Annotated in this window: 18 protein-coding genes, 2 tRNA genes and 3 rRNA genes; 14 read left to right on the forward strand and 9 right to left on the reverse strand. The window is 51.9% G+C overall.

Going from position 1 to position 23,872, the window contains the following annotated elements; translation table 11 throughout:
• Window positions 1-530 precede the first annotated feature (530 nt).
• The 3 genes from Pelsub_RS15480 to Pelsub_RS15490 are packed head-to-tail and all read left to right on the forward strand — an operon-like array spanning window position 531 to window position 3,456.
• Window positions 531-1,976: an aspartate kinase gene (locus Pelsub_RS15480; protein WP_116226191.1), complete on the forward strand. Its 1,446-nt coding sequence runs from the start codon at window positions 531-533 to the stop codon at window positions 1,974-1,976.
• Entirely contained in the window at window positions 1,966-3,027 is a 1,062-nt protein-coding gene (gene asd, locus Pelsub_RS15485) for an aspartate-semialdehyde dehydrogenase (protein WP_116226192.1), read from the forward strand. Before Pelsub_RS15480 ends, asd begins: the two co-directional genes overlap by 11 nt.
• A 39-nt stretch (window positions 3,028-3,066) precedes the next feature.
• Entirely contained in the window at window positions 3,067-3,456 is a 390-nt protein-coding gene (locus Pelsub_RS15490) for a Fur family transcriptional regulator (protein WP_116226193.1), read from the forward strand.
• Window positions 3,457-3,673: 217 nt separating this feature from the next.
• Here Pelsub_RS15490 and Pelsub_RS15495 read toward each other — a convergent pair whose 3' ends face one another.
• From Pelsub_RS15495 to Pelsub_RS15505, 3 genes are all read right to left on the reverse strand, one after another.
• Window positions 3,674-4,927: a DUF438 domain-containing protein gene (locus Pelsub_RS15495; RefSeq protein ID WP_116226194.1), complete on the reverse strand. Its 1,254-nt coding sequence runs from the start codon at window positions 4,925-4,927 to the stop codon at window positions 3,674-3,676.
• Between the two features lie 14 nt (window positions 4,928-4,941).
• Complete coding sequence (locus Pelsub_RS15500; protein WP_116226195.1) at window positions 4,942-5,148, reverse strand: 4Fe-4S binding protein; 207 nt, start codon at window positions 5,146-5,148, stop codon at window positions 4,942-4,944.
• A 64-nt stretch (window positions 5,149-5,212) separates the two neighbouring features.
• Window positions 5,213-5,830, reverse strand: coding sequence for a Crp/Fnr family transcriptional regulator (locus tag Pelsub_RS15505; RefSeq protein ID WP_158675166.1), 618 nt, complete (start codon window positions 5,828-5,830; stop codon window positions 5,213-5,215).
• A gap of 128 nt (window positions 5,831-5,958) precedes the next feature.
• On the opposite strand from Pelsub_RS15505, the gene Pelsub_RS15510 reads away from it, so the two are divergent.
• The 5 genes from Pelsub_RS15510 to Pelsub_RS15530 are packed head-to-tail and all read left to right on the forward strand — an operon-like array spanning window position 5,959 to window position 9,443.
• Window positions 5,959-6,420, forward strand: coding sequence for a Fur family transcriptional regulator (locus Pelsub_RS15510; RefSeq protein WP_116226197.1), 462 nt, complete (start codon window positions 5,959-5,961; stop codon window positions 6,418-6,420).
• Window positions 6,417-7,325, forward strand: a complete 909-nt coding sequence (locus Pelsub_RS15515; RefSeq protein WP_116226198.1) for a metal ABC transporter solute-binding protein, Zn/Mn family — start codon at window positions 6,417-6,419, stop codon at window positions 7,323-7,325. The genes Pelsub_RS15510 and Pelsub_RS15515 overlap by 4 nt, the downstream gene beginning before the upstream one ends.
• Window positions 7,318-8,109, forward strand: coding sequence for a metal ABC transporter ATP-binding protein (locus Pelsub_RS15520; protein ID WP_116226199.1), 792 nt, complete (start codon window positions 7,318-7,320; stop codon window positions 8,107-8,109). Before Pelsub_RS15515 ends, Pelsub_RS15520 begins: the two co-directional genes overlap by 8 nt.
• On the forward strand, window positions 8,102-8,944 hold the full coding sequence (locus tag Pelsub_RS15525) for a metal ABC transporter permease (protein ID WP_116226200.1): 843 nt from the start codon (window positions 8,102-8,104) through the stop codon (window positions 8,942-8,944). Before Pelsub_RS15520 ends, Pelsub_RS15525 begins: the two co-directional genes overlap by 8 nt.
• 31 nt (window positions 8,945-8,975) lie before the next feature.
• Complete coding sequence (locus Pelsub_RS15530; RefSeq protein ID WP_116226201.1) at window positions 8,976-9,443, forward strand: VOC family protein; 468 nt, start codon at window positions 8,976-8,978, stop codon at window positions 9,441-9,443.
• A gap of 313 nt (window positions 9,444-9,756) precedes the next feature.
• Here Pelsub_RS15530 and rrf read toward each other — a convergent pair.
• The 5 genes from rrf to Pelsub_RS15555 all read right to left on the reverse strand — a co-directional run bounded on the left by rrf (window position 9,757) and on the right by Pelsub_RS15555 (window position 15,026).
• Window positions 9,757-9,873: ribosomal RNA gene (gene rrf, locus Pelsub_RS15535) — 5S ribosomal RNA — on the reverse strand.
• Between the two features lie 67 nt (window positions 9,874-9,940).
• A 23S ribosomal RNA gene (locus Pelsub_RS15540) occupies window positions 9,941-12,908 on the reverse strand.
• 324 nt (window positions 12,909-13,232) lie between these two features.
• Window positions 13,233-13,305 (reverse strand) — tRNA-Ala (locus Pelsub_RS15545).
• Between the two features lie 16 nt (window positions 13,306-13,321).
• Window positions 13,322-13,395: transfer RNA gene (locus tag Pelsub_RS15550), tRNA-Ile, on the reverse strand.
• Window positions 13,396-13,516: 121 nt separating this feature from the next.
• Window positions 13,517-15,026: ribosomal RNA gene (locus Pelsub_RS15555) — 16S ribosomal RNA — on the reverse strand.
• Together the 16S, 23S and 5S rRNA genes with 2 tRNA genes alongside form the textbook arrangement of a ribosomal RNA operon.
• A gap of 420 nt (window positions 15,027-15,446) precedes the next feature.
• On the opposite strand from Pelsub_RS15555, the gene Pelsub_RS15560 reads away from it, so the two are divergent.
• From Pelsub_RS15560 to Pelsub_RS15570, 3 genes are all read left to right on the forward strand, one after another.
• Window positions 15,447-17,315, forward strand: coding sequence for a VanW family protein (locus Pelsub_RS15560; RefSeq protein WP_116226202.1), 1,869 nt, complete (start codon window positions 15,447-15,449; stop codon window positions 17,313-17,315).
• A 61-nt stretch (window positions 17,316-17,376) separates the two neighbouring features.
• Window positions 17,377-17,601, forward strand: coding sequence for a Trm112 family protein (locus tag Pelsub_RS15565; RefSeq protein WP_116226203.1), 225 nt, complete (start codon window positions 17,377-17,379; stop codon window positions 17,599-17,601).
• A 70-nt stretch (window positions 17,602-17,671) separates the two neighbouring features.
• Window positions 17,672-19,084 (forward strand): LCP family protein, encoded by a 1,413-nt coding sequence (locus Pelsub_RS15570; RefSeq protein WP_116226204.1) that lies wholly within the window; start codon window positions 17,672-17,674, stop codon window positions 19,082-19,084.
• Window positions 19,085-19,282: 198 nt separating this feature from the next.
• Here Pelsub_RS15570 and hutU read toward each other — a convergent pair whose 3' ends face one another.
• Window positions 19,283-20,935 carry a urocanate hydratase gene (hutU, locus tag Pelsub_RS15575; protein ID WP_116226205.1) on the reverse strand — a complete coding sequence of 551 codons (1,653 nt, stop codon included), beginning with the start codon at window positions 20,933-20,935 and terminating at the stop codon, window positions 19,283-19,285.
• A gap of 120 nt (window positions 20,936-21,055) precedes the next feature.
• Here hutU and Pelsub_RS15580 point away from each other — a divergent pair, with 120 nt between their 5' ends.
• The 3 genes from Pelsub_RS15580 (at window position 21,056) to Pelsub_RS15590 (ending at window position 23,790) form a co-directional block, all read left to right on the forward strand.
• On the forward strand, window positions 21,056-21,382 hold the full coding sequence (locus Pelsub_RS15580; protein WP_232528605.1) for an FmdB family zinc ribbon protein: 327 nt from the start codon (window positions 21,056-21,058) through the stop codon (window positions 21,380-21,382).
• A gap of 98 nt (window positions 21,383-21,480) precedes the next feature.
• Window positions 21,481-22,491, forward strand: a complete 1,011-nt coding sequence (locus Pelsub_RS15585) for a lysylphosphatidylglycerol synthase transmembrane domain-containing protein (protein WP_116226207.1) — start codon at window positions 21,481-21,483, stop codon at window positions 22,489-22,491.
• Window positions 22,492-22,497: 6 nt separating this feature from the next.
• On the forward strand, window positions 22,498-23,790 hold the full coding sequence (locus tag Pelsub_RS15590; protein ID WP_116226208.1) for an NAD(P)/FAD-dependent oxidoreductase: 1,293 nt from the start codon (window positions 22,498-22,500) through the stop codon (window positions 23,788-23,790).
• The last annotated feature ends 82 nt before the right edge of the window (window positions 23,791-23,872 follow it).

Consider the following 23,872-nt stretch of genomic DNA (forward strand, 5'->3'; position numbering starts at 1 on the left):
CCCCCAATTCTCAAAAAAATGCCGGTTCGCAGGTGAACCGGCAGGCACTGGTACGGTTCCCAATTTAGCTTCCCATCGGTTCAGCCGGATAAGTCGGCCATTGATGTGCTTTGCGGGAGTTTTATTTAGCCGTCTCTTTTTTCATTTTGCCTGTAATTTTCGGTCAATTGAGCAAATTAGCGGCATCATTTTTCCTCCATATTCCACGATCATTTAGTATTAATCCGGCTGAATTACCTTTCATTAACAATTGTTTAAATTTTCAATTTTCGTAAACGGATTTCTTGACTGAATGTCCGCGCAATGGTATAGTTGCGCCCAATATGATGTATATGTCCATGCGCACTATGACTACCGGCTCTGGTACTATGACCACATCAACTCCTTCTTTAGGAGAGCGATGGGTTGCGCAGGCACGCATGGATTCCCGTAGATAAGTAACACCTACCAACGGAATAATTAGAAAAAGCCTCGAACCCATCGAGGCTTTTTTCTTATCTGCATACTAATAAATTAATGATGAGGTGAGCATGGCAGGCAAGAAAGTACAGAATGCACAGGAAGCTAATAGATTATTGCTGGTTAAATTCGGCGGAACTTCCATGGGCAGTCCCACCGCCCAACAGCAAGCAGCGAAAATTATCAGCGACCAGGCTCAGCTCTGGGATAACGTCGTGGTGGTAATCTCCGCCATGAGCGGGGTGACCAACAGCCTGATCGCCTGCGCGGATGCCGCGCTGCAACGCCGCGAAGACCAGTACAGCACGATCATTACCGAACTGCAAACACGCCACTTCGAAGCCATCCATGCCCTCGCTCCGCAGGAGATGCAAGCGGATTTATGCGCCGAAATCGACAGCCAGTTGGCCACCCTGAAAGCGTTTTGCGACAGCATCCAGGTAATGGGCGAGGTCACAGCGCGCGGGATGGATGCCATATCCTGCCTGGGTGAACGCATGAACGCGCGCATTTTCAGCGCCTGCCTGCAGCAGGCCGGGCTGCACAGCCAACCGGTGGATGCCACCGAACTGATCGTCACGGACGATAATTTCCAAAACGCGCGGCCGCTGCTGGACGAAACCTGCCAAAAAGTAAAGGGCCTGCTCCCGCCTCTGCTGGAAGACGGCATCGTGCCGGTGGTGACCGGCTTCATCGCCGCCACAGCGCAGGGCATCCCCACCACCTTGGGCCGCGGAGGCAGTGATTACAGTGCTTCGCTTCTGGCGGAATGCTTGGACGCCAGCGAAGTTTGGAACTGCACCGACGTGGACGGCGTAATGACGGCAGATCCTTCCATCGTACCGGACGCGCGCGTTATTCCCCAACTGGCCTACGACGAAATGAGCGAAATGGCTTACTTCGGCGCCAAGGTGCTGCACCCCAAGACCATCCAACCTATCGTTGCCAAAAATATTCCCATGCGCGTGATGAACACATTCAACCCAGAGCACCCCGGCACGCGTATTACCCAGCACTCCAGCGCGCTGCGCGGCAAGCTGACCTGCGTGACCGGCATCAAGAACCTGAGCCTGTTCACGATCGAAGGGCGCGGGATGCTGGGTGTGCCCGGTATTGCCGCACGCACCTTCGGTGCGGTGGCCACCCAGGGCGCCAGCGTGCTGATGATCTCCCAATCCTCTTCGGAACAATCCATCGCTTTCGTGGTGCCTTCCGACATGGAACGCAAGGTACAGGCATCGCTTCAGCATGACTTAAGCGTTGAACTGGAACGCGCCGACATCAACGGCATCCAAATCCAGTCAGATGTGGTTATCATTACCGTGATCGGGTCCGGTATGCGCAAAACACCCGGTATTTCCGCCCGCGTTTTCAACGCGGTTGCCAAAGAAAAAATCAACGTGATCGCCATCGCCCAGGGGTCTTCGGAATACAGCATTTCCCTGGTCGTCACCAGCCAGGACGCGAAACTGGCCATTCAAGAAATTCATCGAGAGGTTATTATCAATGGAAATTAATCACAACAAAATCAAGGTCGCCGTTCTTGGCGCCACCGGCATGGTCGGCCAGCGCTTTATCCAACTGCTGGAAAACCATCCCTGGTTCGAGGTAGCCGCCCTGGCCGGCTCCAGCCGCAGCGCCGGAAAGAAATATAAAGACGCTTGCCGCTGGTACCTGGAAGGGGATATGCCCGCGGCCGTAGCAGATATGCAGGTGCTGCCGGCTGTTCCACCCATGCCGGTACAGTTGGTCTTCTCGGCTTTGCCGGCGGATGTGGCCGCGGATATCGAGGTCGAATTTGCGCAAGCCGGGTATACCGTCTGTTCCAACTCTTCCGCGCACCGCTATGACGAAGACGTGCCCATCCTGATCCCCGAGATCAACGCCGACCATTTGGATTTGCTGGAACTGCAAAAGAGCCACCGCGATTGGCCGGGACGCATCGTCACCAGCCCCAACTGCACCACCACCGGCGCGGTCTTCCCACTCAAAGTACTGGAGGAGCTGTTCGGGGTCGAGAAAGTCATTCTGGTCAGTATGCAAGCTGTTTCCGGCGCCGGTTATCCGGGATTGCCCTATCTATCTATTATCGACAACGTTATTCCTTTAATAGGCGGCGAGGAAAAGAAATTGGAATTGGAACCACGCTTGCTGCTGGGTAAGATGAACGGCGGGCAGCGCATCAGCGCGCCTATGATCATCAGCGCCCAATCCAACCGCGTGGCGGTCAGCGACGGGCACACCATTTGCCTGTCCGTTAAGTTGGCAAAACCCACTGATATTGATGAAGTAAAGGAAGCGTTGAAAAATTATCCCTGGCCGGAGGATATCAAGGAATTGCCCAGCGCGCCGGTGCAACCCATGATCGTGCGCGAGGAAGAGGATCGCCCGCAGCCGCGCCTGGACCGCAGCGCCGGAGACGGCATGTCCATCAGCATCGGGCGCCTGCGCCCCTGTCCCATCCTTGACCTGCGTCTGGTTTCGGTGGTGCACAACACCCTGCGCGGCGCAGCCAGCGGATCCCTCCTCAACGCAGAGCTTCTGAAAGCGCGCGGTTACCTGGATTAAACCAAAGGAGGCACGCGGGTGGTTTATAATTAAACCGTTATGCGTGCCTCATCCGTAACCAACGAGATTCTGGATATCTTAAAAAAGGAACACGACCACCTGACCGAGGTGGAGATTTACGAAGCTGTCAAATTCAAGTTCACAGCGGTCAACCACTCCACCGTATACCGCGCCCTGCGCCGGTTGGTGGACGACGGGCAGGTATCCATCACGGATATCGGGCGCGGCGCGCAGGTGTTTGAGCTGGTGGCCGGTGAGCCGCACCATCACCTGGTGTGCCAGAACTGCGGCAAGATCATCAACCTGAAGGACGGCAGCGTAGAAGAACTCTTTGACAAGATCGAGGACAACCACCATTTTAAAGTGATCACCAAACACCTGGCTTTGTTCGGCTACTGCCAGGCCTGCCAGAAAAAAATGGGGGAGTAGTTTTTTAACCACAGATAAACACAGATAAACACAGATAAACAAAACTTTAATTATTTAATTTTCACAGATGGCCTATCAAGGAAATTTGTAAGTCAGGCTTTCACCTGTACCCTACGGGGCATGCCTGACTTTTTCGGCCAAAACCGTCCTATGTCGCAAAGAAACATAAACGCCGCTCTCGCGGCGTTTATGTTTTTATACCGATAATTCTCTACCGTTAATCATCCAGCAGGCGTTTTTCGCCTTCCAACTTTCGTAAGGCGCTAATCTCCTGCGAGACTTCCAATGTACCACGGTAGTTTCCAGACACATCACGCATGGCGAAATACTGGATGTGAATGAACATGCCGTTCATCTGAATCCAGAATTCGGCGCTGTCGCGTTTGCCGGCGCGGAAATCCTCAACGATCTCCACCACCTTATGCACGCTGGCCGGCGGGTGGCAGTTCTGCACCTTGCGGCCGATGATAGCAGGCGTGCGCTTGAAAATACGCGTGGGCGTTTCGGAGAAATAGCGCACAATATCATTTTCGTCCACAAAAGTGATATCAACCGGTAGATGGGTCAGCATCAGGTTGATTTGCGACAAGGTCAGGTCGCCTGTGGTCAGGGGGAATTCATTCATTTCATTCATCCTTTCTTGCTTCTCTTTATTTATTATTGCATCACCAATCGCGGTTTCAATCTCGACTGGCTGCTCATCGGGCGGCCACTGTGCGCCGCGCACGACAAAAGCAAAACCAAAATCAGGCTCCTGGGCGTGGATGGCACGCCAATCGGATGCATTTAAACGCTCTAATGCATTGGGAAACAGGATGTGTTCTTCCTTATAAAACATTTCGCGCATGGCATTTTCCATGGGAATGAATTTTTCGGACACCGCCGCAAGCGCCGCGGAGGGATCCGCGCCGGCATCCTGCAGCTGTTTGCGCATGCTTTTCCAGGCTTTGCGGATATCATCGTGGATACCCCACATCACTGAAGAAGGACCGCTGAATCCGTACTTTTCCAGGAAGGGGAACAATAGGTTTTCTTTGCGCTCGTAGTGGCAATCGAATTCGGCCAGTTTTTGCAGGGCGGCAGCCAGCTGCGCTAAAGTTTCGGCTTTGGGATTATCCTGTGCCTGCCCCAAAAGCTGGCGGCACTGGTTCAGTTGTAATGCAGCCAATTCATTTTCGGCATTGAAGGTATATACGGGATGGCCGGGCATCATCTGCGGCGGGGTCTGCTGATCCAGCGATTCGCGGAACATGGCCACGTGCACATCGCACAGATATTGAATGTCTTCCACCGGCAGCCCTTCGGCTATCAGAGCCTGCTCGATCTCGGCAATCTCACCCGCGCTGGCCTGCTGCAGGATTTCCGCGAAAGTTTGTTTGACTTCCTCGTAGGGTTTACCGGCGTGGATCTGGCGCAATGCTTCCTTCAACGTCTCCTTACGCCGGGAGACGTTGTTGATAAATTCACTCATGCTCACTCCTTGGTTTATGCCCAGCCGATTTCATATGAACACGCCACAGCGCCATGCGGGCAGCTTTCTTCGCAGGTGCCGCAGTAGGTGCATTCCTGCGGACGGGCGAAAATAACTTCTTCCGCCTGCAGCGCCAGCACGCCTTGCGGGCAAACATCCACACAGATGCCGCACACAACGCATTTCTCCTGGTTCAGTTGTGGAATCTTCCAATCGGCCATGCTGTTTTTACCTTTCTAACCATAAGCATAAACACAAGGCAGTTTTTTCTCTACGACTTAAGTCTCATTCGCGGCCGTCCGCCAGCGATTGTAATTTCTCCCGATCCAGCAATTGGATATGCTCGCGCTGGAAACGGATCAGGCCTTCCTGCTCAAATCTGCGCAGGGTACGGCCGACCACATCCCGCACGGTTCCCAGCCGGCGGGCAATATCTTCCTGTGTCCAATATCGGGCAACGTCTTCTCCAACCGCATCCGCCTGATTGATCAGGAAAGCGGCCAGGTGTTGGCGCACGGGGAACAGGGCCAAGCGTTCCGCCAGGCCCACCATGGACAACAGGCGTTTGGCCAGGTAAGCAGCCAGGGCGTGCATCAATACCGGATAACGATCCAGCAGCCGCAGGAAATCCTCCCGTCCTATCACGAGCAGTTCAGCCGGGCCGATTGTTTTGGCGTCTGCCGGGTTGAGCGGCTTGCCCAGAAAGACCGGCACCAGATTGAAAGCTTCACCCTTGCCCAACCTTTCCAGCACCTGTTCTCGCCCCTGTATCGACAGGCGTGTGATATCCACGCGGCCTTCCAGGATGAAATAGACCGCCGTGCATTCCATGCCTGCCCACAAGATCGGCGTGTCCGGCGGTACCAGTTTCAATTGAGAAAAGCCCTCGATCGCAGTAATCATATCGGCAGGCAAATCTCGAAATATTTCTATTGCGGCAAAATCAATATCCATATATTTAATAGTATATTTACTTTTTCAGCATAATGGGTATAATTGTTGATATTGACATTCATTTTCAATAAGAGCTTATGGAAAAGAAAAACCGTACATCACTCAGTCAAAAATGGGAAAACCAACTCAGCCAGGCCGGCTACCGCATTACCCAACCGCGGCGGGCTATCCTGGACATCATTGCGGAAACGGAACGCCCCCTGACACCGGTTGAGATATTCGATTTAGCGGGCGCACAATCCGCCGGAATCGGGTTGGTGACTGTCTACCGCACCATTGAAAAACTGGAAGAATTGCATCTGGTGGAACATGTCCACCACTTGGGTGATTGCCAGACGGTATTCCGCTGCTCGGAACAACACCAGCACCTGCTGATCTGCACCAAGTGCGGCAGCAGTTATTATTTCGACGGGCTGGAAGTGGAAGAGCAGTTTAACCAGATCGGCAAAAAGTTCGGTTATCGCATCACGGAACATTGGCTGCAGTTGGCCGGGCTCTGCGAGGAATGTCAAAAAAACAATCCAAAGGATAGAAAATGAGCGTATCCAAAGTAAAACCCATTGTCGTCCTGCTGCTCGCATCCGCCTTGTTAGCCGCCTGCAGCACGGGCACCTCCGGAGCAGCTTCCGCTGCGAATAGCAGCGATCAGATCAACGTGACAGTCAGCATCCTGCCGGAGAAATACTTCGTCGAGCGCATTGGCGGCGACTATGTAAACGTCAACGTAATGGTCGGCCCAGGAGAAGAGCCGCACACTTACGAACCCAAAACCGATCAGATGACCGCTTTATCCAATTCTGCCATCTATTTCTCCATTGGCGTAGACTTCGAATCCGCCTGGATGGAGCGCATCTCGGCCACCAATCCGGATATGCAGATCGTGGACCTTTCCGCCGGCATCGAAAAGATTGCCATTACAGCCTCCGACGGGGACGAAGAAGCAGGCAGCCCCGATCCGCATGTTTGGACTTCCCCTGAGAACGTGAAAATCATGTCGCAGACAATCTATGAGACGCTGGCTGCCGCCGATCCATCCCATCAGGCGGAATTTCAAGCCAACCTGGAAAGCTTCAGCGCCGATATTAATCAGTTGGTAGACGACATCAACGCGAACCTGGCCGGTATTACAACCAAGAAATTCATCGTGTTCCATCCCGCCTGGGGTTACTTTGCCCATGCTTTCGGCCTGGAGCAAATTGCAATCGAGATTGGCGGTTCGGAACCCAGCGCGCAGGAATTAGCTGCCCTTATTGACGAAGCCAAAAAAGAAGACGTCAAAGTCATTTTCGGCTCGCCGGAATTCAGCACCAAGGCTGCCGATTACATTGCACAAGAAGTCAACGGACAAGTCATCCTGCTTGATCCGCTGGCGGAAGATTGGTTGGAAAATCTGCGCAGCGTGAGCGCGACTTTTGGAGAAGTACTAAACAATCAGAATGGATAAACAAATCGACAAACAACCTGTAATTGAAATTAAAAACGTCTGGGTATCCTACGATACCCAGACAGTTCTTGAAGATATCAACCTGACCGTTTACGAGTCGGATTTTATCGGGTTGATCGGGCCTAACGGCGGCGGCAAGACCACCCTGTTGAAGGCGCTGTTAGGCTTGTTGGAACCGTCCAGCGGCAGCATCCGCATCATGGGCAAGAGCGTAGCCGAGGGGCGTTGCCACATTGGTTACGTGCCGCAATACATCGAGTTCGACCGCCAGTTTCCCATCCGTGTATGGGAGGTGGTACAGATGGGCTTGTTGGGCTGCCGAAAACCCTTCACGCGGCTTTCAACCGCCGAACGCGAAGTGATTGACTACGCCCTTGAGCAGGTGGACATGGCCGGATTGAGCCAGCGCCCGATCGGCGAACTGTCCGGCGGCCAGCGCCAGCGTGTATATATCGCGCGCGCCCTGACCTCCAACCCGCAGATCCTGCTGTTGGATGAGCCCACCGCCAGCGTGGACCCGCAGGTAGCGGGGATTATTTACGACCTGTTGAAACGCATCAACCAATCCGTCACCATCCTAATGGTCAGCCACGATATGAACGCGGTATCCTCCTACGTTAAAACCATTGGCTGCCTCAACCGGCGCATGCATTATCACGGCAGCAAGGAAGTCACACAGGAAATGATGAACGCTATTTACGAATGCCCCATTGACCTGATCGCGCACGGTCTGCCCCACCGCGTACTTTCCCCGCACGAATCGGAAGGAGAAAACCATGCTTGAGATCTTCCAATACGGATTTATGCGTAACGCGCTGGCCGCGGGCGTTCTGGTCAGCTTTGCCTGCGGCATCATCGGCACCTACGTGGTCATCAACCGCATCGTCTTTTTGAGCGGCGGCATCGCGCACGCCGCATACGGCGGCATCGGCCTGGGATATTTCCTGGGCATCAACCCGATTATTGGCGCGATCGTCTTCAGCCTGGGCGCCTCGTTGGGCATGGGTATGGTGCACCGCAAGACCGGCGAACGCTCCGACACCATCATCGGCGTCATGTGGGCCATTGGCATGGCAATCGGCATCATCTTCCTGGACATGAGTCCCGGTTACAAAGCCGACCTGATGAGTTATCTATTCGGCAGCATCCTGGCCGTGCCAACCAGCGACCTGATCATCATGCTGGTATTGAACGTGGTTATCCTGGTGCTGGTGGCACTGTATTATAAGGAACTGCAGGCCATTTCCTTCGACGAGACCTTCGCTTTCGTTGTCAACGTACCGGTCAACCGCCTGTATTTAATGTTGGTGTGCCTGGTTGGACTGACCGTGGTGATGACCATGCGCATTGTTGGTTTAATCATGGTGATCGCCCTGCTGACCATGCCCCCTGCCATCGCGGGCCTATTTGTCAAGGACATGAAGCGCATGATGGGTCTATCCATCCTGCTGAGCATCCTGTTCACCTTCGTGGGCTTGCTGCTTTCTTATTACCTCAACCTGACCTCCGGAGCGACCATTATCCTGGTGGCCGGTGTGTCCTATTTCATCAGCTTCATGGGGAAAAACCAGCTCAGGAACCGTAAAAAGAAAACGGAAACCAACACGGTAGAAGCTTAGAGAATCCTGCAAACGAATTGGTAATTGGAAGATGAAATATACATCCACCCTGATTGTGGTCAAAGATATGCAGAAAGCCAGGCAGTTTTACAAAGAAGTGCTTGGTTTGGACGCCACCACCGACTTTGGGGCGAACGTCACATTGACAGGCGGATTCGGACTGCAAACTCTGGATACGTGGAGGGACTTCATTCATAAACAGGATCATGACTTGACTTTCAAGAACAACGTTTGCGAATTGTATTTTGAAGAAGACGACATCGAGCGCTTTGCCGCAAAGCTGTCCCAAAGAAACGATATTGAATACGTCCATCCTTTGCTGGAACATGCCTGGGGCCAGCGGGTAGTGCGCTTTTACGATTTGGATAAACACATCATCGAAGTGGGCGAGAGTCTGGTTACGGTTGTCAAAAGATTCATGGAGAGCGGCCTTTCAATAGAGGAAACCGCCCTGCGCATGGATGTGCCCGTCAGTTTTGTTCAATCCTGCTTGAACTAGACCTCAACCGGATTACAAAATAGCCCCATGAAATTCACGGGGCTATTTTTATTTCTTCAATTCATATTATCTCTTCAATCAAGCGGATATCCCACCGCCTGGGTAAACAGTACTAATTGATCCTCCACCAGGCCCGGTGACTTACATGTCCGTGCGCATCCCGGTTTCGGGACGTTGATTCCGAACGCCGCCGTTTTCAGCCAGGAACAACTATTTAAAAGGAAAATAACCTTATTCAGGCTGAAATCTGAAGATGAATTGTATGTTGATATAAAAAGGGGGATAAAGAGTGAATAGTTAAACAAAAAAAGTCTCTAGGCAATGACCTACTCTCCCGGGGGGTCGCCCCCCAAGTACCATCGGCGCTGACGGCCTTAACTTCCGGGTTCGAGATGTAACCGGGTGTACCACCATCGCTCCAATCACCTAGAGACTTTATTTTGACCGTGAATAGTATATAAGATTATGACAAAGAAAATCGAGTTCTCCGCACCACGTATAAGAAGCGCTCGATCATTAGTACGACTTAGCTTAATGCATTGCTGCACTTACACATGTCGCCTATCAAGCAGGTAGTCTTCCTGCGATCTTACTCTCTTATGAGAACAGGGATCTAATCTTGAGGCGAGTTTCCCACTTAGATGCTTTCAGCGGTTATCTCTGCCAGACGTTAGCTACCCAGCAATGCCGTTGGCACGACAACTGGCACACCAGAGGTCTGTCCACCCCGGTCCTCTCGTACTAGGGGCAGCTCCTCTCAAATCCCTTACGCCCACAGCGGATAGAGACCGACCTGTCTCACGACGGTCTGAACCCAGCTCGCGTACCGCTTTAACGGGCGAACAGCCCGACCCTTGGGACCTTGTCCAGCCCCAGGATGCGATGAGCCGACATCGAGGTGCCGAGCGAAGTCGTCGATGTGAACTCTTGGACTTCACCAGCCTGTTATCCCCGGGGTAGCTTTTATCCGATAAGCCACGACCTTTCCACTCAGAGTCGTGGGATCACTAAGCCCGACTTTCGTCTCTGCTCGACGCGTTGGTCTTGCAGTCAAGCTCCCTTGTGCCTTTACACTCTACGGTTGGTTTCCATTCAACCTGAGGGAACCTTTGGGCGCCTCCGTTACCTTTTTGGAGGCGACCGCCCCAGTCAAACTGCCCACCTGGCACGGTCCCCTGTCCGGATAACGGTACAGGGTTAGGGTCTAAACATGTTCAGGGTGGTATTTCACTGATGACTCCACCGAGGCTAGCGCCCCAGCTTCATAGTCTCCCACCTATACTACACAAAACATGCCCAAACTCAATGCCAAGCTGCAGTAAAGCTCCACGGGGTCTTTTTGTCCAGCTGCGGGTAAGCCGCATCTTCACAGCTATTTCAATTTCACCGGGTCCCTCGTTGAGACAGTGCTCCAGTTGTTACACCATTCGTGCGGGTCGGAACTTGCCCGACAAGGAATTTCGCTACCTTAGGACCGTTATAGTTACGGCCGCCGTTCACCGGGGCTTCAATTCAGAGCTTCGCTTACGCTAACCCCTCCTTTTAACCTTCCGGCACTGGGCAGGTGTCAGCCCCTATACATCACCTTACGGTTTAGCAGAGACCTGTGGTTTTGTTAACCAGTCACTAGAGCCTGTTCACTGCGACCTCTCAACGCTCAAGTAAAACTTTCACGTCAAAAGGCACCCCTTATCCCGAAGTTACGGGGTTAATTTGCCTAATTCCTTAACGAAGGTTCTCCCGATCGCCTTAGTATACTCTACTCGTCTACCAGTGTCGGTTTGCGGTACGGGCACTCTGAAATCATCGCTTAGAGGCTTTTCTTGGCAGCAAGGCTCAACTCACTTATGCCTTAAAGGACCGCCACCATACCTCAACTCAGTCTGCGGATTTTCCTACAGACCTCATCGTCTGACGTAAGGTGCACCTGCACAACCAATCGCAGGCTGGCCTACCTCGCTGCGTCCCCCCATCGCTCCTTCAAAGTGGTATCGGAATGTTGACCGATTATCCATCGCCTACGCCTCTCGGCCTCGGCTAAGGACCCGACTAACCCGACGCGGAACAACCTGGCGTCGGAAACCTTAGACTTACGGCGAACGTGATTCTCACACGTTTTACGCTACTCATGCCTGCATTCTCACTTCTGCCCGCTCCAATTGTCTTTACAGTCAACCTTCACAGCAAACAGAACGCTCCCCTACCGCTCCAGAATAATCTGGAACCCATAGCTTCGGTACCAAGCTTAGCCCCGTTGGATTTTCCGCGCAGGATCACTTGACCAGTGAGCTGTTACGCACTCTTTAAAGGATGGCTGCTTCTGAGCAAACCTCCTGGTTGTTGCAGTAACCCCACATCGTTTCCCACTTAGCTTGAATTTAGGGACCTTAGCTGATGATCTGGGCTGTTTCCCTCTCGACTACGAAACTCATCTCACGTAGTCCGACTACAATGCTCTTGAATACCGGCATTCGGAGTTTGATTGGGGTCGGTAAGCTATAAGCCCCCTTGCCCATTCAGTGCTCTACCTCCGGCATTGAACGCATTGCGCTAGCCCTAAAGCTATTTCGGGGAGAACCAGCTATCTCCAAGTTCGTTTGGCATATCACCTCTACCCACAGCTCATCCCCTAATTTTGCAACATTAGTAGGTTCGGGCCTCCACAAGCGTTTAAACTCGTTTCACCCTGGCCATGGGTAGCTCACCTGGTTTCGGGTCTAATCCTTGCGACTGAACGCCCTGTTCAGACTCGCTTTCGCTACGGCTCCGGGTGTAACTCCCTTAACCTTGCCACAAAGATTAACTCGCAGGCTCATTCTCCAAAAGGCACGCCGTCAGGCATAGCGGCGCGCGCCGGCTTTCACCGGAACACCGACCCGCCATTAGCCCTTCGACTGTTTGTAAGCTTACGGTTTCAGGTTCTATTTCACTCCCCTCGTCGGGGTGCTTTTCACCTTTCCCTCACGGTACTAGTTCACTATCGGTCGCTAAGTGTGTTTAGCCTTGGGGAGTGGACTCCCCAGATTCCTGCCGGATTAGCGTGCCCGGCAGTACTCAGGTGTCTAGCGGGAGGTAAATCACTTTCGCGTACGGGACTCTCACCCTCTTTGGTAGGCTTTTCCATACCATTCTGCTAGCGATTTACTTTGTAACTCCCATATGCCAGATCCTACAACCCCGTCACAGCAAGCTGTAACGGTTTGGGCTTCTCCCATTTCGCTCGCCACTACTTTGGGAATAATTTCTTTTCCTCTGGGTACTTAGATGTTTCAGTTCCCCAGGTGCCCGTCCTTCAGCCTATATATTCAGCTGAGGACGCTGTTGGTTCGCAACAGCGGGTTTCCCCATTCGGAAATCCCCGACTCAAAGCCTGTTCACGGCTCATCGAGGCTTATCGCAGTGACCCACGTCCTTCATCGGCACTTAGCGCCAAGGCATCCACCGTAAGCTCTTAGTAGCTTCAACGTGATGCGGAGAAATCGACATTCTTTGTCGTTTTCACTTCATCTTATTAATTGAAATCTATTAGCTTTAATAAATTTGGCTTACATACTATTCACTTTTTAAGGTCCTACAGCATTGCTGCTGTCGCGGTTTGCCCGCGCTCACTGTTTCGAAATTTCTTTCGGAGCACTCAGCGCACTCAAACCTTTCCCATGTTAATTTTCATTTTTAGACAAATCAGCCCGACAAACCGCCGGGCTATTAATATCATCCTACGGTGTGTCTTGTGTATTCTTATAATATTGCGTTACCTAATTCGACCAAAAACGCTCCTATTCATCTTGATGGAGATGAGGGGACTCGAACCCCTGACTTCTGCCTTGCAAAGGCAGCGCTCTCCCAGCTGAGCTACATCCCCAAGTCAAATCTTGAGGTGGGCCTTTCAGGACTCGAACCTGAGACCTCGCCCTTATCAGAGGCGCGCTCTAACCAGCTGAGCTAAAGGCCCTTATGGCACCTCAACAACTCAGGAGTGAAAGGAAGTCCGACATTCTATCGTTTGCCTCTTCTTCGGTTAAGATTGGAGGCGGTAGACCGACTGCCCGAAAGCAGTCAATCGGTTTCTCTAGAAAGGAGGTGATCCAGGCGCACCTTCCGGTACACCTACCTTGTTACGACTTCGTCCCAGTCACCGACCCCACCCTCGACGGCTCCCTCCTTGCGGTTAGGATACCGGCTTCAGGTGTTGCCAGCTTCCATGACGTGACGGGCGGTGTGTACAAGACCCGGGAACGTATTCACCGCAGTATAGCTGACCTGCGGTTACTAGCAACTCCATCTTCATGCAGGCGGGTTGCAGCCTGCAATCTGAACTGAGGCCTGCTTTTAGGATTGGCTCCGCCTCGCGGCTTGGCAACCTATTGTACAGACCATTGTAGCGTGTGTGTAGCCCAAGATATAAAGGCCATGCTGACTTGACGTCATCCTCGCCTTCCTCCGGCTTAAAACCGGCAGTCCCGTGTGACACATGTAACACACAGTGAGGGTTGCGCTCGTTAGCGGACTTAACCGAACATCTCACGACACGAGCTGACGACAGCCATGCAGCACCTGTGTAAGCTCCCCGAAGGGTCGTTCACTTTTCAGATCACTACCACTTACATGTCAAACCTTGGTAAGGTTCTTCGTGTAGCATCGAATTAAACCACACGCTCCGCTGCTTGTGCGGGTCCCCGTCAATTCCTTTGAGTTTTAACCTTGCGGTCGTAGTCCCCAGGCGGTGGACTTATCGCGTTAGCTTCGGCACTGGCAGATTTAACTCCGCCAACGCCAAGTCCACATCGTTTACGGCTAGGACTACCGGGGTCTCTAATCCCGTTTGCTACCCTAGCTTTCGCGTCTTAGCGTCAGAAGTGGTCTAGGAGGCCGCTTTCGCCACTGGTGTTCCTCCGGATATCTACGCATTTCACCACTACACCCGGAATTCCACCTCCCTCTCCCATTCTCTAGTCTAGCAGTATTGAACGACCTCTCCCAGTTAAGCCAGGAGCTTTCACATCCAACTAACTAGACCGCCTGCACGCGCTTTACGCCCAATAAATCCGGATAACGCTAGCCTCCTACGTTTTACCGCGGCTGCTGGCACGTAGTTCGCCGAGGCTTATTCAGAGGATACTGTCCTTTCTCATCTCCTCTAAAAGCGCTTTACAACCCGAAGGCCGTCATCGCGCACGCGGCGTTGCTGGATCAGGCTTTCGCCCATTGTCCAATATTCCCTACTGCTGCCACCCGTAGGTGTATGGCCCGTGTTTCAGTGCCATTGTGGGGGGCCACCCTCTCAGGTCCCCTACCCGTCATAGCCTTGGTAGGCTTTTACCCTACCAACAAGCTGATGGGACGCAGGCCCCTCTCGAAGCGGATTACTCCTTTAATCAACAGGTCTCTAACCCTATAGATACCATGGGGTATTAGCAGTCCTTTCGAACTGTTATCCCCCACTTCGAGGCAGGTCACCAACGCGTTACTCACCCGTTCGCCACTAGGAAACCTCCATCCGAAGACAAAAGTTCCTCGTTCGACTTGCATGTATTAAGCACGCCGCCAGCGTTCATCCTGAGCCAGGATCAAACTCTCCGCAAAAACTAACACCATAACTGGTGTTGTTTACGAAAAAGTGTATTACTCAATAGAACGTCAGGTAATCTTCCTTTCACTCTTCAGTTGTTAAAGTCCCGTAAACATCGAGAGGCAGATTTTATCACAACCCTTGTTCATGTCAAGGGTTTTCGCGGAAAAAAATCCGATGTTCTCCGACTTTCATGGCAAACACCGGCTCTTTTGTTCGCTTAGGCCTCTCCGGCACACTTCAGCTCTTCGGTTGTAAATGATTTGCTTATGGGGCAAATGCTTTGAAGTAACTCTGTACTGTTCCAATATTCTAAGGCTTGTGCGCATATATGTCAAGGCAGCAAAAAATCAAAAACGGATATTTTAAGGTTTGTAAGACAATTAATTACTTTTCCTTATATATAGCACTTGTGATGCTATAATTTTTCCGACATGAGCTCCTCATCCTCTTCCCAATCGTTTTCTTTCTGGCAATTGCTGGTTAAAACCATCACTGTTTTACTGCTCGGGATGGTACTTTTTCTCACGATTGCTTTCACCGTAATCGGTGTTTATCAGGTCTGGTATGCCGGACGCATCTTCCCCGGTATTCATATTGCCGATGTAAACGTTGGCGGGTTGAACCAGGAACAAGCCGCTTTCTATCTTTCGAGTAACTTTAAATTAACTCCGGATGGAAAAATCCATTTATGGTACGGCAGCAATCCGATCGAGGTCGAGCCTGAACAATTGGGGATCCGCCTGGAAATATCCGCTTCCGTCCAGGAGGCTTACAATTTTGGCCGAAAAGGCGCCTTCGGTTCATGGCTGGTCTACCGCATGAATAACAGCTCTTCAGCCAACAACTTGACCCCCACCATCGTTTTTGACCAGCCCACTGCGGTTCGATATCTCCAGCAAATCGGCCAACTATACGACCATCCCGCTATTGAAGCGCAGTTGAGCCTTCAGGGAACCCAGGTGGTATCCCAATTGGGGCAAAACGGGCAACAACTGGATATCGCGGCCAGCCTGGATCAAATCGCAGCACAGGTGGAACAATTGAATCTGGAAAAGGTTATTCTCACCGTGACACAGACCCAACCCCAGATCATGGATGCCAGCCCCTACGCCAACATGGCCCAAAAAATCCTGGATCAACCTTTCAGCCTGGTTTTAGCCGCCAGCCCAACCGAGCCGGCTACCGAATGGAAGATTTTGCCGGAAGACCTGGCGCCGATGCTAACCTTCGAGACACAGCAGGAGGACGGCCAAACCAGAATGGTACCGCAATTGAAAGAGGATTATCTGGATGCTTATCTTTCCAACCTGTCCAGCCAGGTGGATATTAAGACCAAAAACCCGCGTTTTATTTTTAACGACGAGACCCGTCAATTAGATTTATTGACTCCGGGTGTGACCGGCCGGCAGCTTGATTTTGCATCCACCGCCGCAAACGTCCAATCCGCGCTGGCGCAAGGACAGACCAGCGCCCCAGTTTCAATTGCCATCCAGCAGCCGCAGGTTAGTGACTCCGCGCAAACTGCCGACCTGGGCATCACTGAATTGGTCCACAGTGAGAGTTCTTATTTTTACGGATCCAGCAGCGCCCGTGTTCAAAACATCCAGACCGCCGCAGCTCAATTCCACGGGTTATTAGTTCCGCCAAACAGTACTTTCTCAATGGCCGAGGTCATGGATGAGATCACGCTGGATAATGGTTATGCCGAGGCGTTGATTATCTACAACGGCCAGACCATCGAGGGTGTAGGCGGCGGGGTTTGCCAGGTGAGCACCACCCTATTCCGGACCGCATTCTTCAGCGGGTTCCCCATTACTGAAAGACATCCGCACGCATACCGGGTTTCCTATTATGAAAAAACAGCCGGAAACAAACGCGACAATGACCTGGCCGGGTTGGACGCCACTGTGTACGTGCCCATCATCGATTTGAAATTCGAGAATGACACGCCTTACTGGCTACTGATGGAAACTTATGTTGATCCATCCGCAAGCCGCATTACCTGGAAGTTTTATTCCACCTGGGACGGGCGTACGGTCAATTGGCAAACCACCGGACCGACTGACGTCGAGAAACCGGAGAAACCTCTTTACCGGGAAAATCCCGAATTATCCTCCGGCGAAATTGAACAAGTGGAGTGGGAAGCGGACGGGGCAGACATACGAGTGGATCGCTCTGTTTACCTGGGCGATGCGTTGATGTTCCAGGATTCCTTCGACACGCATTACGAACCCTGGCGCGCAGTCTATGAATACGGGCCGGGCACCGAGGGTATTCCCGCGAACAGCAAAGATGAATGATAATCAACTAATCTCGTAGTGGTAAAATCCAATATTGTTTGTGTATCTGAAAGGAGATTAAATGGTCAGCAAGGATTTACTGGACATTTTACGTTGCCCGGCTTGCGTTCGGGAAAAAGAGGGGCGGCTTGAAACATATAAAAATACCTGGTTGATCTGCCAGGACTGCGGCAGGAAGTATCCTATTGTTGAGGATATCCCTGTTATGCTGATTGACGAAGGCGACAAGTGGGTAGACACCAAGAATGAAGATTTACCCATCCCACCGCCCAGACCTCAATCTTAGCCAATCTAATTGGTCCTTTTCTTGCAACAAACCTATTTGTTGATTATTTTAAAAGGATATTATCTGTCCCATGAAAAACTTTTTTAAACGCATATCTCTTAAATTCAAAGCCATGGATAGCCTGACCAAGATATTCTTTTCCTTGTTCGTGGTCCTGGCCCTTGTCACAGGGGTAGTCGCATTTAATTCCGTACGCAATCTAACTTCAACCATGACCATTCTCGACTTGCCCGGTGCTCCGGTGCTCGAGAACCTGCTCAATAATAACGGAACTGCAGAGTCACCTTCATCAGGCATGAGTCAATCGGCAGCGGTTTCCACACCGGAACCCTGGGATGGATCCAGCCGCGTGACGATTTTGCTGCTGGGTCTCGACTATAACGACTGGCGCGCCGGTCAAACACCGCACAGCGATACCATGATGCTGTTAACCATTGACCCGGTTAATAAAACCGCAGCCATGATGTCTCTGCCGCGCGACCTGTGGGTCAACATACCCGGGTTCGATTACGGCCGTATCAATGAGGCTTATTTTGACGGCGAATCCTACAGCCTGCCCGGCGGCGGCCCTGAGCTGGCCCGCCAGACCGTGGAGCAGTTTATCGGCGTTCCGATCACTTACTATGTTGTGATGGACTTCTACACCGTGATAGACATTATTGACGAAGTTGGCGGTGTTGAACTCATCCCCGATCAAGATGTTGTCGTTGAAAAATTCGGAGGCGGTGAAGAACAAACCCTGGTTGCCGGCCAGAAATACGTTCTGGATGGCGCATTAGCTCTGGCTTACGCTCGCGAACGCCACACTTCCGGCGGCGATGTCGATCGCGCTCGCCGGCAGCAGCAGTTGATTCTAGCTTTCCGCAAGAGAATCTTGAAATATCAGGACCTGCCGACCTTCATTTCGAAAATCCCGGCAATTTACCAGGATTTATCATCCGGAATTTCCACCAATATGAATGTTGATGACGCGGTAAAGCTGGGTGTTCTGGCTTTATCATTAAACTCGGATAACATTTCACGTGCTGTGATTAATTACGAAATGGTCATTCAAGCCACCTCACCGGACGGTGAGGCTATTCTGAAACCCATACCAGATAAGATCCGTGCGCTGCGCGACGAGGTATTCGCCGGGGGCGGAACAATGTCACCCATGGCAGTAGCCAGCAGTGGTTCCTCATTAGTCAAAGATGAAGCCGCCGGCGTTGTCATCTGGAACGGCAGCGGTGACAGCAGCCTGGGTACCCGTACCTCCGATTATCTGACCAGCCAGGGCATTAGCGTTATTCAAGTGGCCGATGTGGATTACACTCCCGCCACCAAGATTGAAATCTTCGACGGTAAACCGTATACGGTCAATTTCCTGTCCACCCTGATGGGTGTAGCTTCCGCGAATATCTGGAACTCTTACGACCCGACCGCTGGCGCTGACATCCGCGTCACGCTGGGCGGGGACTGGGCAGCCAACAACACACTGCCCTAAATTCGAACCTGACCCGAGAAAACCGTAGGCTTCGACATGCTCAGCTTGCGGTTTTTTTTATTTAATTTGGGGCTCTTTGTAAATCTGTCATTCTGAGCCGCAGGCGAAGAATCTCAGCCAGGATGACGTAGATAGTATAAAAATAGGGCGCTCATAGAATAGCGCCCTATATGCTTCGACAAATTCAATAAGTTTGTTCTATTTCATCATGGGAATCTTGATGCCGTTGCGTTTGGCCGCTGCAATGGCCTCCGGGTAACCGGCGTCCGCGTGACGAAGGATGCCCATGCCCGGGTCGGTGGTAAGCACCCGCTCCAGGCGCGCCGCGGCTTCGGGCGTACCATCAGCCACCACCACCATACCGGCGTGCTGGCTGAAACCGATTCCCACACCACCGCCGTGATGGAAAGATATCCAGGTAGCGCCGCCGACGGCGTTGATGAGCGCATTGAGGATCGGCCAGTCGCTGACCGCGTCCGTACCATCGCGCATGCCTTCCGTTTCACGATTAGGTGAAGCCACCGAACCGGAATCCAGGTGATCGCGGCCGATTACGATGGGGGCTTTCAGCACACCACTGGCAACCATCTCGTTGAACTTCAGACCGGCGCGGGCGCGTTCGCCATAACCCAGCCAGCAAATGCGCGAGGGCAAGCCTTGGAACGCCACCTGCTCCTTGGCCATCTTCAACCAGCGATGCAGATGTTCGTCTTCGGGGAACAATTCCATGATAGCTTCATCGGTGCGGTAGATATCTTCCGGGTCGCCCGATAATGCCACCCAACGGAAGGGGCCTTTGCCTTCGCAGAACAACGGACGAATATAGGCCGGAACAAAACCGGGGAAATCAAAGGCATTTTCGAGGCCGTTGTCAAAAGCACGCTGGCGAATGTTGTTGCCGTAATCAAAAACTTCCGCGCCGCGCTTCTGGAACTCCAGCATAGCTTTGACGTGTTCCGTCATGGAATCGACCGATCGGCGGGTATATTCCTTTGGGTCGCGCTTGCGCAGCTCGTCGGCCGCTGCAATGCTCAGGCCGGTCGGAACGTACATAAGGAAATCATGGGCGGGAGTTTGGTCGGTGACCACATCGGGGATGACACCGCTGGACAGCAGGGCCGAGTAAACCTCGGCGGCGTTTCCCACCAGGCCGACCGAGCGCGGAATCTGCTTTTCTTTGGCTTCCAGCACCAAGCTGAGCGCTTCTTCAATGTCGCCCGCGATGGTGTCCAAGTAGCCGATCTCTTTGCGCCACTTGGCTTGTTCCGGGTCGACTTCCACAATCAGGCCGGCGCCTTCGTTCATGGTGATGGCCAGGGCCTGGGCGCTGCCCATGCCGCCTAAACCGGCGGTCAGCACAAACTTGCCTTTCAGCGAACCCCAGCCGCGTTGGACTGCCAGGGACGCCAATGTTTCATAGGTCCCTTGCAGGATGCCCTGCGCGCCAATATAGATCCATGACCCGGCGGTCATCTGGCCGAACATCATCAGGCCATCCGCCACCAGTTTGTCAAAATGCTCCTGAGTGGCCCAATGAGGCACCAGGTTGGAATTGGCAATCAGTACCTTGGGAGCATCTTTGTGGGTCTTAAAAATACCAACCGGTTTACCGGATTGAACCAGTAAGGTCTCATCTTCTTCCAATTCCCGCAGCGATTTTAGGATAGCATCAAAGCAATCCCAGTTGCGGGCAGCCTGGCCGCGGCCGCCATACACAACCAAATCTTCAGGGCGCTGGGCTACTTCCGGGTCAAGGTTATTTTGAATCATTCTGTAAGGGGCCTCAATCAGCCAGGATTTACACGTCAATTGAGTCCCACGGGGTGCTCTTACAGTACGCGCTTCGGACATTTTCAACTCCTGTGAACTTTTTCCTGATTATACAATTACCGTGTTGTTTTTATATAATTCTTACGCAAGTTAAGCATATTTGACTTATAATCATGACCTCGAAAAGTATTTCAATATATAATGGTTGCCGAGGTTGCTACTATGCCAGTGTACGTATATCACTGTGACGAATGTGATTTTCAATTTGAACAACAGCAGAAATTTTCAGATAAACCGCTGAAACGCTGCCCTGAATGCGGCAAAGATAGCTTGCATAAGGTCTACACGCCGGTAGGTGTTATCTATAAAGGTTCCGGTTTTTATTCCACCGATCACCGCTCCAGTTCAGGTGCCAATTTTCCAAGCAGAGCTAAAAAAGAAGAAAAAGAAAAAGCCGAGGCAGCGGACAGCACCAAACACGAGGCGGAAAAGCCCAAGAGCAGCAGTAAAGAAAAAATGGACAGCTAATTTTTCGTCTGTCCATTTTTTATAATTTGCATCGGAATATACAGCGCTATTCATAAAATGACTTATCGACACGAGCCAACTCATGAGGGTATTTAATTATGAAACGATGGTATTTTTGGGTCAGTCTTCTGGTAAGTGCACTGTTTCTTTACCTGGCATTACGCGGCCTCCAATTCGACCAGGTCTTTTCTGCAGTGAAATCCGCAAACATGACGTGGCTCTTGGCCGTGGTGCCCATTTACTTCACTTCGGTCTGGTTCCGCTCCCTGCGCTGGAATTATCTGCTGCGGCCCATCAAACACCTGAAAACTAACGAGGTATTTCCGGTAGTTGCCATCGGCTATATGGGCAACAATATTTTCCCAGCCCGTGCCGGCGAGCTGCTGCGCTCGATTGTGCTCAAGCACCGCTACGATATCTCCATCTCCGCATCCCTGGCAAGCATCATTGTGGAACGCATTATTGACGGGGTTGTTATGCTGGGATTCATTTTTTTCAACCTGACTGAACTAAACAAATTAACCGATTCTTCGGGTTTTGTCGGCAGCATTCGCGCACTGGCGCTTTGGGGCTCCGTAGCTTTCATCGGCGCGCTGTTGTTCTTCCTGCTGGCCGCGAAATTTCCGCATAAAACCGAAACATTTATCCGCTGGGTAGCCAAAATCTTCCCGCAAAAATGGCATGAAAAGATCCTCAACATCGGGCTGCGCTTTATCACAGGTATTGAAGCATTGAATTCCTGGAAAAGCCTGTCGATTGTTCTAGGAACCTCAGTGGTTATCTGGCTGCTGGAAACCAGTGTTTATTGGGTAGTAATGCGCGCTTTTCCCATGCAGGTCAGTTTCTTTGGCCTGATGTTGATGAACGGTATCTTGAACCTGTCCACCACTTTGCCTTCGGCCCCTGGTTACATCGGTACCTTCGATGCGCCCGGCATCGCGTTGATGAGCGCTTACGGTATTGACAAATCATTGGCAGCCGGCTACACGCTGGTTTTGCACGCGGCCTTGTGGCTGCCGGTGACATTACTGGGTGCTTACTTCTTCGCGCGCGAAGGATTGAATTGGAGCAAGGAGCTGGAAACCGCCAGAGCGGAAAAGGAAGGATAGGGAAGTATGAAAAACATTGCTGTCATCGGTGCAGGCGCGGGTGGACTGGCCGCCGCATATGACCTGGTCCAAGCCGGGCATCAAGTCACCGTCTTTGAACAAGAAAGCCGTCCGGGCGGATTGGCCGCCGGTTTCAAAGAACCTGAATGGGATTGGGAACTGGAAAAGTTCTACCATCACTGGTTCCAAAGCGACCATGCGATTCTCTCGTTAATCAATGAGCTTGGCTTGAGCGATAAAGTGGAGTTTCACCAACCCACTACCGTTATGTATTACGACGGTGACTTCTACCCGTTTGATACCCCCATTGCTGCACTTAAATTCCCGGGGTTGTCTTTCTTCGGGAAGATGCGCTTCGGATTTGTGACGGTCTTTTTGCGCTACCTGGCTAAATGGCAGCCGCTGGAAAAATATACCGCGCACGAATGGATGAAAAAGTATTACGGTGAAAAGGTTTATTCCACCATGCTGGAACCCATGCTGGTGGGCAAATTCAGCTCGCATTACCAGGATGTCAATATGGCCTGGTTTTGGGCGCGCTTCAAGGCGCGCACTCCCAAGTTGGGAACTTTCAATGGCGGATTTCAGGCTTTTCTGGACCAATTCGCGGAAATCCTTTCTCAAAAAGGCGTACGTTTTTCTTTCAACACCGGTATTCGCGGCATTCAGCCGCTGGAAAACGGCCAAATTGAATTGAGCCTGGAAAACGGCAAAGCGATATTCGATCAGGTATTGGCTACCGTCCCGCCATTCCTGCTGGCCAAATTAACCCCCAGTTTGGATGAGGTCTATAAACAAAAGCTCACCAGCCTGAAAAATATCGGCGCAGTGGTTTTGATCCTGTCTATCAAGAAGCCCCTTTCCAAGAAGGGCTATTACTGGTTCAACCTGCCCAAGTCCTCCGGTTTCCCTTTCCTGGCTTTGGTAGAGCATACCAATTTTCTGGCACCCGAACACTACAACGGAGAACACCTGATCTACTGCGGTGATTACCTGGAAAATTCACACGAGTATTTTTCGCTCACCAAGGAAGAAATGGTCGCGCGCTTCCTGCCCAGCTTGAAGCGTATCAATCCTGATTTTCAAACAGACTGGCTGCAGAAAAGTTGGTTGTTCCGCGCGCCTTACGCCCAACCCGTTCCGGGCGTGAATCATTCGGAAAAGCTTCCTGCCATTCAAACCCCCATTTCCAATCTATACTTCGCAAGCATGAGCCAGGTTTATCCCTGGGATCGCGGCACCAATTACGCAGTGGAGCTGGGGCGCAGGGCAGCCGGGATAATGTTGTCTGCCAGTTGAATTTTCTAATTCCAAAATTTGTAAATCCGCTTGATATGAATGTCCCGATTTTTTTCCGGGACATTTTAATTTTTTAGATTCG

It is taken from the genome of Pelolinea submarina, from assembly GCF_003966975.1.
Lineage (GTDB): Bacteria > Chloroflexota > Anaerolineae > Anaerolineales > Anaerolineaceae > Pelolinea > Pelolinea submarina.